Annotated in this window: 11 protein-coding genes and 1 tRNA gene; 3 read left to right on the forward strand and 9 right to left on the reverse strand. The window is 39.1% G+C overall.

Annotated elements, in window-relative coordinates; genetic code table 11:
* Positions 1-142: 142 nt before the first annotated feature.
* The 7 genes from ACLTU0_RS08215 to ilvA form a co-directional block, all read right to left on the reverse strand.
* Positions 143-664, reverse strand: coding sequence for a DUF5662 family protein (locus tag ACLTU0_RS08215; protein WP_022230850.1), 522 nt, complete (start codon positions 662-664; stop codon positions 143-145).
* Between the two features lie 126 nt (positions 665-790).
* Complete coding sequence (hisIE, locus tag ACLTU0_RS08220; protein ID WP_337599979.1) at positions 791-1,429, reverse strand: bifunctional phosphoribosyl-AMP cyclohydrolase/phosphoribosyl-ATP diphosphatase HisIE; 639 nt, start codon at positions 1,427-1,429, stop codon at positions 791-793.
* A 36-nt stretch (positions 1,430-1,465) separates the two neighbouring features.
* A complete protein-coding gene (pgsA, locus tag ACLTU0_RS08225) occupies positions 1,466-2,017 on the reverse strand; it encodes a CDP-diacylglycerol--glycerol-3-phosphate 3-phosphatidyltransferase (RefSeq protein ID WP_337599980.1) in 552 nt (183 codons plus the stop codon).
* Complete coding sequence (rimO, locus tag ACLTU0_RS08230) at positions 2,017-3,345, reverse strand: 30S ribosomal protein S12 methylthiotransferase RimO (protein ID WP_412322009.1); 1,329 nt, start codon at positions 3,343-3,345, stop codon at positions 2,017-2,019. The genes pgsA and rimO overlap by 1 nt, the downstream gene beginning before the upstream one ends.
* Before the next feature lie 4 nt (positions 3,346-3,349).
* Positions 3,350-3,832, reverse strand: coding sequence for a regulatory protein RecX (locus ACLTU0_RS08235; protein WP_022230854.1), 483 nt, complete (start codon positions 3,830-3,832; stop codon positions 3,350-3,352).
* Positions 3,829-5,016: an HD domain-containing protein gene (locus ACLTU0_RS08240; RefSeq protein ID WP_412322010.1), complete on the reverse strand. Its 1,188-nt coding sequence runs from the start codon at positions 5,014-5,016 to the stop codon at positions 3,829-3,831. The genes ACLTU0_RS08235 and ACLTU0_RS08240 overlap by 4 nt, the downstream gene beginning before the upstream one ends.
* 6 nt (positions 5,017-5,022) lie before the next feature.
* Positions 5,023-6,231: a threonine ammonia-lyase gene (gene ilvA, locus ACLTU0_RS08245; RefSeq protein WP_308456575.1), complete on the reverse strand. Its 1,209-nt coding sequence runs from the start codon at positions 6,229-6,231 to the stop codon at positions 5,023-5,025.
* 477 nt (positions 6,232-6,708) lie between these two features.
* On the opposite strand from ilvA, the gene ACLTU0_RS08250 reads away from it, so the two are divergent.
* Positions 6,709-8,067, forward strand: a complete 1,359-nt coding sequence (locus ACLTU0_RS08250; RefSeq protein WP_147514738.1) for an MATE family efflux transporter — start codon at positions 6,709-6,711, stop codon at positions 8,065-8,067.
* A 136-nt stretch (positions 8,068-8,203) separates the two neighbouring features.
* On the opposite strand, the gene ACLTU0_RS08255 is transcribed toward ACLTU0_RS08250, so the two are convergent.
* Together ACLTU0_RS08255 and ACLTU0_RS08260 are read right to left on the reverse strand one after the other, a co-directional pair.
* A tRNA-Pro gene (locus tag ACLTU0_RS08255) sits at positions 8,204-8,280 on the reverse strand.
* A 116-nt stretch (positions 8,281-8,396) separates the two neighbouring features.
* Positions 8,397-9,521 (reverse strand): acyltransferase family protein, encoded by a 1,125-nt coding sequence (locus ACLTU0_RS08260; RefSeq protein WP_412322011.1) that lies wholly within the window; start codon positions 9,519-9,521, stop codon positions 8,397-8,399.
* 273 nt (positions 9,522-9,794) lie between these two features.
* On the opposite strand from ACLTU0_RS08260, the gene rplM reads away from it, so the two are divergent.
* Both rplM and rpsI read left to right on the forward strand, forming a co-directional pair.
* On the forward strand, positions 9,795-10,235 hold the full coding sequence (gene rplM, locus ACLTU0_RS08265; protein ID WP_022229377.1) for a 50S ribosomal protein L13: 441 nt from the start codon (positions 9,795-9,797) through the stop codon (positions 10,233-10,235).
* 14 nt (positions 10,236-10,249) lie between these two features.
* A complete protein-coding gene (rpsI, locus tag ACLTU0_RS08270; protein WP_022229376.1) occupies positions 10,250-10,645 on the forward strand; it encodes a 30S ribosomal protein S9 in 396 nt (131 codons plus the stop codon).
* Positions 10,646-10,682: the final 37 nt, after the last annotated feature.

Below are 10,682 nucleotides of genomic sequence, written 5' to 3' on the forward strand. Positions count from 1 at the left end.
CAAAACCTTTGAATAGTCGGAAATCCATATATACATTGCAACAAACGTAATGATTTGCATTAAAAGCATTACCATTGCAACGAATTTGTTTGAATATAAAAGTCTGTAAATCTTTTTCATTCAAAATCCTCCTTTCAAACGGCTATTTTAAATTTTTTATATACGCAAACGTTTTTTCTTCCCCTTCTTGCTGCAACATCATAAGCCACCCTTCAAGCAGCTTTGCAGTGTTTGGGTGCATACTTGTTTTAGCATTTCCCTTTAAGAAATATTCTATCGGATTATCGTTTGTATATTTGTCGTCCAAATAAATTTTTCCTGCCGCAACACGGTCGCAAAACATTTCTTTAACATATTTTAACGGCATTTCGACCGCCTCCATACGTCTTGTTTTGGGATTGTAGTCTGTCCAATATTCAAAGTGATGTTTGTTTCTTCCCTTGTGGTGCATCCAAGCCTTTGAATAACCGTATTCACGTCTTTCGCCCTCTGTCGGACTTCTGTCACCGAGATAAAATCTTGCTCCCGGTAAAAATTCAGTCGGTGAATATTTCGACAAATCGTGACGCATACCCTGCCACAAAATTCCGCACCTTAGGCAATGATACATTACCTTGTGACGGTGCCTTGTGATTGTCATAAAATGTTTTATAAAATGCCACATACAGTGATTCTTCCTTTTTCTATAATAGTTTATTATATCACAAATACCGACATTTTACAATACCAAAACGTTGCACCTCTCAAAACAAAAAAATCGGCTGCCAAAATTTCGGCAACCGATTTTCGATTAGTTACTTCTTCTTTCCATTTCCTTATAAATATCTTCCCAAGTCATACCGTTGTCAACCAGCATAACAGTAAGGTGATAAATAAGGTCAGCGGTTTCGTAGCTGATTTCGTCCTTATCGCGGTTTTTACCTGCAATAACAACTTCGGCAGCCTCCTCACCGACTTTTTTCAAAATCTTATCTTCGCCCTTATCGAACAAGTAATTTGTATAACTGCCCTCTTCAGGGTGTTCTTTTCTGTCCATAACTACAGCCTGTTCACGCGCAAATACATCTGTCTTAGTCTGTTCCTTTGCGTCCTCAACAAGCTTGCCGTCCTCAATCTTTCTGAAGAAACAACTTCTGTTTCCCGTATGACACGCAGGACCAGCAGGATTAACAAGCACAACAAGACAATCGCAGTCGCAGTCAACGCGAACTTCTTTAACGTACATATAATTACCCGAAGTATCGCCCTTTACCCAAACTTCCTGTCTGCTTCTTGACCAAAAAGTTGCTCTGCCTGTTTCAAGAGTTTGCTTAATCGTGTCCGCATTCATATATGCAACCATAAGCACCTCATTAGTTTCAATATTCTGCACAACTGCCGGAATAAGTCCGCTTGCGTCAAATTTAAGAGTATTTATTAATTCTTCCATTTATGTAATTCCCCTTTCAATTTATATAAAACAAATTTATTTCATTTCCATCAAGTTCCAATTCTTTGCTATATAGTCCACACCCGAAATTATTGTGAATACAACCGAAATCCAAATAAGTATATCTGAAATCAATTTAGGGTGTACACCTAAGAATGTATTTTGAATCGGAAGCAAAAGCATTGCAACGATAATTGCAACCATTTGCGTAACGGTTTTAAGTTTGCCCCACATACTTGCGGCAACAACCTTGCCTTCACCCGCCGCAACAAGTCTTATACCCGCAACCGCAAATTCTCTTACAAGCACAATCATCAATGCCCATACACTCATACGGTCATAGTACATCAATATCAAAAATGCCGCCGTTGTAAGCACCTTGTCCGCAAGCGGATCAACGAATTTGCCGAAAGTCGTGACTTGATTATACTTTCTCGCAACGTGACCGTCTATCGCGTCAGTTATCGACGCAAGTACAAAAACACCAAGTGCCGCATAATGACACGTTACGTTATCTATCATAAACAACACCATAAATATCGGTACAAGAAATACACGAATCATTGTAATTTTATTAGCCGTATTCATCAAATCACCTCCGCTTGACCTGTAAGGTCGTATTCATCTGCGTCAAGAATTTTTACTTTTATAATATCGCCGGGAGTAACTTCTTCCTCCGTTGCAAAATATACTTTTCCGTCAACATCAATACTGTCGCCGCGACTTCTGCCGTAGAACAAGAAGCTTTCTTCATCGTATCCCTCAACCAAAACTTCAAGCGTTTTGCCAAGCTTAGCTTTGTTAAGTTCAAGCGATATTCCCTGTTGAAGTGTCATAAGTCTGTCAAGACGTTCTTCCTTGATTTCCTCATCAACCTGATTCGGAAAATCAGCCGCAGGAGTATCTTCTTCCTGTGAATATGTGAAAGCACCCATTCTGTCAAAATGCACCTTTTTAACAAATTCATAAAGGTCGTTAAACTGTTCCTCCGTTTCACCCGGAAAACCTACAATTATAGACGTTCTGATTGTGCAGTCAGGCATTTTTTCTCTTATTTTATTGATTCTCTCAACCATTTGTTCTTGAGTTGTACGTCTTGCCATACGTCTTAAAATCTCATTGTTGCCATGCTGTACGGGCATATCGATATAATTGCATATTTTATCATATTTAGCCATTGTATCAATAAGACTGTCCGTAATAGCCTCGGGATAGAAATAATGCACTCTTATCCACTTGATACCGTCAACCGTGACAAGTTTTTCAAGCAACTTATCAAGCGAATATTCGCCGTACAAATCTTTTCCGTAACGTGAAGTATCCTGTGCAATAAGTATAAGTTCCTTAACACCGTTTTTCGCAAGATTTTCAGCTTCTTCAACTATATCTTCAATTTTTCTGCTCCTAAAATGTCCTCTAATCATAGGAATAGCACAATAAGTACAGTTATTGTCACAACCGTCGGCAATTTTCAAATATGCCGTATATGACGGTGTTGACAAAATTCGCGGAAGCCGTTCATCCGGAGTTCTGTCATTATGACCGCATATTACAGGCTTTTCGCCCTTAAACGCCTCGCGGATAACCTCCGCGATTTTATCATAATCACCTGTTCCGACTATTGCATCAACCTCGGGCAGTTCGATTAAAATATCACCGCTGTATCGTTCTGCCAAGCAACCTGTTGCAATAAGCAATCGACATCTTCCGTTTTTGTATTGAGCCATTTCAAGTATAGCGTCTATTGATTCCTGTTTAGCCGACTCGATAAAACCGCAAGTATTTACGATTATGACATCGGCGTCTGACGGATTATACGTTATATTAAAACCGTCATTTGCCAATATACCGAGCATAATTTCGGCATCTGTCTGATTTTTCGCACAGCCAAGCGAAACAAGACCGATGTTATACATAAGTTTACTCTCCATATTCCTCTTTTATATTATCTATACAATTTTTAATGTCAGAAAAGCCGTAACCTCTGTACATAAAATATCGTATACATTTATCAATGTTTTTCTTTTCAAAGTCACCTTTAAGCCTTTTTTCAACAAGAGGCAAAAGCATATCTTCTTCGTCCTCATCAAGATACGAAACCGCCTCCTCAACGTATTCCGCATCTATACCCTTACTGTAAAGCTCGGACTTAATACGTCTTTTACCGTATTTTTTCAAATTCTTTAAATCCTTTGCCTTTGCAATCGCATACTTTCTGTCGTCCAAAAAGCCGTAATTTCTGCAAAATTCAAGAATTTCATCTATATCTTCTTCCTTTGCACCGGCTCTTTTCAGCTTATCCGAAAGTTCACGCTCACTGTGTGAACGAAATTCAAGCAATCTCAAAGCCTTGTCTTTAGCCTCATCAAAGGTCAGTTCTTTTTTTTCTCTGTTATATCTCATAATACAAAGTAATCAAATAATTCTCCAAAATTAATTCCGCCGATGACCTTATCCTTGTATTTGCCTTTCAAATGGTCATATCCGCTCTGCATTTGCTCTGACTTAATGCCATAGCTAAGCGACATATATGCCTCAATGTATGCGGAAAGGTGGTCACATCCGCGTATAATCTGTCCGTCTATCGGATTGTATTTGTCTTCATTATACTTTTCGTTTATCAAGTCCGACGTAACCATATTGATTTCGCCGTCATCAATAATTTTAGAATCAAATTCATTCTGCGTGTAATACTCTATCTCCCTGTGCCAAGCAGGCGGTAAAAGCGGATAAATAACTTCACGCATTTGTTCATCTTCTATTTCACTGATTATGCTGTCCAAACCCTTGACGCTGTTCTTTACCGGTGACACAATATCCCTTGTTAAGACCTCGGGTAAATCGTGAAAAAGTCCCGAAAAGAAGTTGTTTTCAAGACGTTTTCTGCAAGGAGTGTTAAGTTCAAGCGACATAAAGTACGACAAAATCGCAACGACAAGCATATGCCCCATAACAAAAGTTTCGGGCATTCTTACCGCTTTTGCCCACCTTTGTTGGTATCTCAGCTTTCCTATAAGCGACAAAAACTCTTGAAGATACTTACTTCCGGCAAAATATCTGAAACCGTGAAAAGTATCGCAAGCCGCCAATCCCTGTGCCATTTCGGTTTTAACCTGTTCTATACCGAAAGTCTGCGGATTCATAGGATAAATTATTTTAAATTCCCAGTTGCTCGCATGGTAATGTGCGGCTTTTAAAATCTGTTTTTCAAGAGACGCGTAATCTTTGTCAAGATAATACTTTTTCATTCTCTCAAAGAAACCGCCGCCGATACCGTCCATATGTTCTTCAAGCTCGGAAAGTACCCAATTATCTATTTGAAAGCCTTTTTCTTTTACAAGTTTATGATAAATAGGTGGTTTAATGTCAGTAAGCACAATTCTGTGGAAAAACTCAAATATTCCGCCCTCAATAAGCTTTATCATATTAACGCTTTCGCCCTCACACTTTGCAAGCACATAAGCATAAAACATCTTGTGTGCCTGCTTGTCAAGCTCCGTAAAGCCGGTCCAAGGACGGATATGGTCGTTCCAACGCTGAATAGATGCCGCCTCATACATCAGAGAAATAAGAGATTTTTTAATCATTTAATTTTACTCCATCACAATATTATAACCGTTCTTTTCAAGTACCTTAATAACTCTTTCGCCGTGTTCTCTGCCGCCGACTTCACAAGCAATATGAATAATTGCCTCGTTCGGATCAAGGTCTGCACTCAATCTGTCGTGCTGTACCATTACGATATTTGCGTTTGCCTCGGCAAGAATGTGTGAAAGATGTTCCAAACTTCCCGGAATATCAAGAAGTGTAGTCTTGAATTTAAGCTTTCTCTCACGTGTAACAAGACCAAGCTCGATAATTCTGTGAATAAAGCTAACATCAATGTTACCGCCAGAAAGTACGCAAGCGATTTTCTTACCCTTAACATCAACCTTGTTGTTAAGAACAGCCGCAAGCGGTGTAGCACCGGCAGGTTCAACAACTTGCTTTGTTCTTTCAAGAAGCAGTAAAATAGCCTCTGAGATTTCTGCATCTGATACCGTCACAACATCATCTGCATACTTGTTGATAAGTTCAACAGTTTTGTCACCTGGTATTTTAACCGCAATACCGTCTGCGATAGTAACGGCAGAATCGGTAGTAACGTGTTTTTTCTCTTTAAATGAATTGTAAATTGCAGGAGCGCCCTCAGCTTGTACACCTATAATTTGTACACGCGGATTGATTTGCTTTATGCAAGCCGCAACACCGGCCAAAAGACCGCCGCCGCCAGCCGGTACAAGTACCATATCAACAGTAGGTAAATCCTCAAGAATTTCTATACCGATTGTACCTTGTCCTGCCATAACTTCAAGATCGTCATATGGGTGAAGGAAAGTTGCACCCTCTTTTTCTTGAATTTCAACCGCTTTTTTGTAAGCGTCGTCATAACAATCTCCGTAAAGCACTACCTTGGCACCGTAACCCTCTGTCGCACTCACCTTAGCGATAGGAGCAGACTTCGGCATAACGATAGTTGCGGGAATGTTGTGAACGTGTGACGCATACGCAACACCTTGTGCATGGTTGCCGGCAGATGAAGCAACGGCTGAAGTAATTTCGCCTCTTTCAACAAGTGCGGCAATCTTATTTGACGCACCTCTTATTTTAAATGAACCTGTTTTCTGTTGGTTCTCAAATTTTAAATATATCTCTCCGCCTGTCATGTCAGAGAAAGTTTTAGATGATTCAATCTTAGTTCTGTGAATAGTCGGCTCAAGACGTTTAGCCGCAAGTTCAATTTCTTTTAATTCCAAATCCATTTTTTTCGCAAGTCCTTTCTTACTTTTCCTTATCTTATAATTATACCGCAATTATATCTATTTTTCAATAGCAGATTTTATTTATATGCAAAATCATTATATTATTCACAAAATAATTCTCCGTTCCTCTCATTCATTCGTAGAGTACGGCACACCGACGTCCCTTAAGGCTCCCCTTGAGGGGAGCTGGCGGCTCAGCCGTCTGAGGGGGGGCTTTTTTTATTTTCTCGATTGCCACCTCTCCGTCACTCCGTGACACCTCTCTTTCGTAGGGGCGACCATCGGTCGCACGTTATCCCATATACTTTCCACTCGGGCGGCCAATGACCGCCCTACCCCTCATTCGTAGGGGCGGCCAGTGGTCGCCCTCTTACCATACACAAAAATCCCACAATCCCCTCACCCTCCCTTGCAAACCGCCACAAAATATAGTATAATAAGAAAGTTGCATATAAAAATCGAAAGGAGTCACAATAAATGGAACAAACGAAAGAAAACAAAATGGGTACAATGCCTGTAAACAAGCTGCTTGTAACAATGTCACTGCCTATGGTTATATCAATGATAGTGCAAGCACTTTATAACATAGTCGACAGTATATTCGTATCAAGACTTTCCGAAGACGCATTGACAGCCGTTTCAATGGCATTTCCAATGCAAAACCTTATGATTTCCGTAGCAGTCGGTACAGGGGTAGGTATAAACGCAATGCTTTCACGCGCACTCGGCGAAAAAAAGTTTGAAGCGGCAAACAAGACCGCCGAAAACGGTATATTTATAGAAGTTCTCGGATATGTTTTATTTTTACTTATAGGAATTTTTGTAACAAAGCCGTTTTTTCTTGCACAAGCGGGTGCAGGCGATATTGCAAATATGGGTATTGAATATACAAGAATTTGTCTGCTTATGTCATTTGGTATTTTTATGCAGATTGGTTTTGAAAGAATCCTTCAATCCACAGGACGAACAATATTCACAATGATAACACAGTCAACAGGTGCAATTATCAATATCATTCTCGATCCTATATTAATTTTCGGTTTGTTTGGTATGCCGAAAATGGGTGTTGCCGGTGCGGCGATTGCGACTGTAACAGGTCAAATATGTGCGGCAATTCTTGCGATTACATTTAACCTTACCAAAAATCCCGATGTACATATCAGCTTTAAAGGTTTTAAACCGCAGATTATATTTGTAAAGAACATTCTTTCTGTCGGTATTCCTTCAATAATTATGTCGTCAGTCGGCTCTGCAATGACTTTCGGTATGAATAAAATTCTTATCACTTTTTCATCAACTGCCGTTGCGGTATTCGGTGTATACTTTAAACTTAACAGTTTTGTATTTATGCCTGTATTCGGTCTTAATAACGGTATGGTGCCGATTGTTTCATATAATTACGGCGCACAAAACAAAAAACGTCTTACAAAAACCATTAAACTCGCAATTATGTATGCGGTTTGTATTATGTTTATAGGAATTATGCTGTTCCAGTTTATGCCCGATGTACTTTTGAGATTGTTTGACGCCTCAGACCATATGCTGGAAATCGGTATTCCGGCATTGAGAGTAATCAGCCTCAGCTTTGCATTTGCAGGTATATGTATAGTTATTTCATCAAGCCTGCAAGCATTGGGACACGGCTTTTTAAGTATGATGATTTCTATAACACGCCAGCTTATCATACTTCTTCCGTCAGCATATATCCTTGCCAAAATCGGCGGTATCCACGCAGTTTGGTGGTCATTCAACATTGCCGAAATCGGCTCATTGACGTTATCATTGTTATTCTTTAAACATATGTACAACAAGATAATTAAACATTTAGGAGAATAGTAAATATCCCCCGGCTATACCGGGGGATATTTATTTAGCACAGATTCTTTTATCACTTCTGATTAGTATTATTTCTGCTCAAATTTGGCAATAAAAAAAAACAAACCGCATAATAATGCGATTTGTTTGCCGTTTTTGGTCGGGATGACAGGATTTGAACCTGCGGCCCCTACGTCCCGAACGTAGTGCTCTACCAAACTGAGCCACATCCCGATATGACCTATAAACAACATAAATTATTATACCACCTCTTTTCCGCAAAGTCAACCACAAAAATAAAATTAATCCAATATTTTTTGCAAAGTAAAAAGACGGATGACTCCGTCTTTTTAAAAATCAGTTTCATCATCGTCTACAACCGAAACAGGTTGTTTAACAATTTGTTTTTCTTCAATTTGTACTTCTTCTTTAACTTCATCTATACTCGGTTTCTTCTTATTAAATATATGTGCAACGGTATCGTCTACAAGATAATGCGATATAAGCGCACACAATACAGCAATAACATAAACCGCCGCAACATATCCCATATTACCCACCAAACCGATTTGCACGAATATATCAACAACAACCATATGATACAAATACAATCCGTACGACAAATCAAACTTAAATCTGATTTTACCGAAACTGTAACCGAAACCGACAGTCATAAGACAAAGCAAAAGCACTTGAATTATATCCATATACTCGCCTATTCTCACACCGAACCTGTCGCAATAAATCGCACGGGCAATAAACAAAAGCACACACAATATTTTTGTTTTTGAAAGTATCGGCACGATTTTTTCACGATAGCGGTACATAAACCAACCCGCAAAATACATATAAAAATACGGCATACACGAATGTGAGATTATCAACCGTCCCGTTTCAGGCAATATTTCCTGTAAGTGCGGCACAACAAGATTAAGTGCCATAGACAGTATCATTACAAATATCCATACCCACAGTTTTCGATTTTTTAAAAATCTGTATATTATCGCAGTAATAATGTAAAACTGGACTGTAAATATCATTGTCCAAAGATTTGCTTGGAAATTTCCTATTCCGAAATTATTTATAAAATCCGGTTGCGGCAAATCCCGTATAAAAACAAGCTGTCCAAGAAACCACGTCACAAAAGTCTTGTTCAGTACAAATCCGCAAAAAGCCGCCGCCACAATCACTCCGACAATTATACACACCCACAGCGACGGAATTATTCTAAGCACACGTTTTTTTAAAAACTCCCATGTGTTTTTACTTCTCTCCATAGATGCCGGAACCAAAAAACCGCTTATGCAAAACAGCACAACGACACCGTTCCACCAATCGAATACAGGCGACACTTCCTGTAATCTTATATGTCTGAATATGTGCAGAGTCATAACGTAAAACGCACTGTACAGTCTAAGCACATCAAAACAGTTGTTCGCAAAATCAAATTTAATCTGTTCTTTTACCTTGTTCATCACTTCACCCCAATACTTTTTGTCGTATATTCTTATTATATGTCATAAAATATTATTAGTCAAGTGAACAAAATAATACAACAATTTTTAAAATGAAAGTTGTGATTTAAAGAGTATTAATGAGAAATAAAGAGAAAATAAGAGATTGTTATTTGATTTATTAAAAATTTTTCAAAAAGTGTTGACAATGAGCAAAAAACATAGTAAAATAGCCGTTGTGAGTTAAAGAAGTAAGCTTTAACATGAATAGATTAAGTATAGGAGGACACAACTATGAATTCAAGCTATTTGCAAAAGCCACAAGACGTAGAAAGAAAGTGGTATGTTGTTGATGCAGCTGACAAGCCACTTGGTCGTGTTGCTGCAACAGTTGCAAGCATTTTAAGAGGTAAGCACTTACCTACATTTACACCAAACGTAGATTGCGGTGACCACGTTATCGTTATCAATGCTGATAAGATTATCCTTACAGGTAATAAGCTTAACCAAAAGGTTCGTTACTACCACACAGGCTGGGTAGGCGGAATTAAGGAAATCCACTACAACAAGCTTATGGCAGAAGAACCTGAAAAGGCTGTTATGTACGCTGTAAACGGTATGCTTCCAAACAACACAATCGGAAGAAAAGCTCTTACAAGACTTCGTGTTTACAAGGGTACAGAACATGATCATCAAGCACAAAATCCAATCGCTTGGACAGGCGAAATAAAGTAAGGAGGACAATATAAATGGCTAAAGAACAATACTACGGTACAGGTAGAAGAAAATCTTCTGTTGCAAGAGTTCGTCTTGTTCCGGGCAACGGAAAAATCACAATAAACGGCAGAACAATCGATGAATACTTTGGTCTTGATACACTAAAGCTTATCGTTCGTCAGCCACTTGAACTTACAAAGACAACAGATAAGTTCGACGTAATCGCAAAAGTTGAAGGCGGTGGTTTCACAGGTCAAGCCGGTGCAATCCGTCACGGTATCTCAAGAGCACTTCTTGAAGTTGATACAGAAGCTTACAGAGCAGACCTTAAGTCAGCAGGCTTCCTTACAAGAGACTCAAGAATGAAGGAAAGAAAGAAATACGGTCTCAAAGCCGCACGTCGCGCTCCGCAGTTCAGCAAGAGATAATCTGCTGTTCAAACCGTATCAAAATGGTTCAAAAAGC

The organism is Hominilimicola sp. (assembly GCF_046972485.1).
Taxonomy (GTDB): Bacteria; Bacillota; Clostridia; order UBA1381; family UBA1381; genus Hominilimicola; species Hominilimicola fabiformis.

Bases quoted from the DNA above. Each gene is read 5' to 3' on its own strand.
- ACLTU0_RS08215 (WP_022230850.1), bottom strand. From the start codon at position 664: ATGTGGCATTTTATAAAACATTTTATGACAATCACAAGGCACCGTCAC.
- hisIE (WP_337599979.1), bottom strand. From the start codon at position 1,429: ATGGAAGAATTAATAAATACTCTTAAATTTGACGCAAGCGGACTTATT.
- pgsA (WP_337599980.1), bottom strand. From the start codon at position 2,017: ATGAATACGGCTAATAAAATTACAATGATTCGTGTATTTCTTGTACCG.
- rimO (WP_412322009.1), bottom strand. From the start codon at position 3,345: ATGTATAACATCGGTCTTGTTTCGCTTGGCTGTGCGAAAAATCAGACA.
- ACLTU0_RS08235 (WP_022230854.1), bottom strand. From the start codon at position 3,832: ATGAGATATAACAGAGAAAAAAAAGAACTGACCTTTGATGAGGCTAAA.
- ACLTU0_RS08240 (WP_412322010.1), bottom strand. From the start codon at position 5,016: ATGATTAAAAAATCTCTTATTTCTCTGATGTATGAGGCGGCATCTATT.
- ilvA (WP_308456575.1), bottom strand. From the start codon at position 6,231: ATGGATTTGGAATTAAAAGAAATTGAACTTGCGGCTAAACGTCTTGAG.
- ACLTU0_RS08250 (WP_147514738.1), top strand. From the start codon at position 6,709: ATGGAACAAACGAAAGAAAACAAAATGGGTACAATGCCTGTAAACAAG.
- ACLTU0_RS08260 (WP_412322011.1), bottom strand. From the start codon at position 9,521: ATGAACAAGGTAAAAGAACAGATTAAATTTGATTTTGCGAACAACTGT.
- rplM (WP_022229377.1), top strand. From the start codon at position 9,795: ATGAATTCAAGCTATTTGCAAAAGCCACAAGACGTAGAAAGAAAGTGG.
- rpsI (WP_022229376.1), top strand. From the start codon at position 10,250: ATGGCTAAAGAACAATACTACGGTACAGGTAGAAGAAAATCTTCTGTT.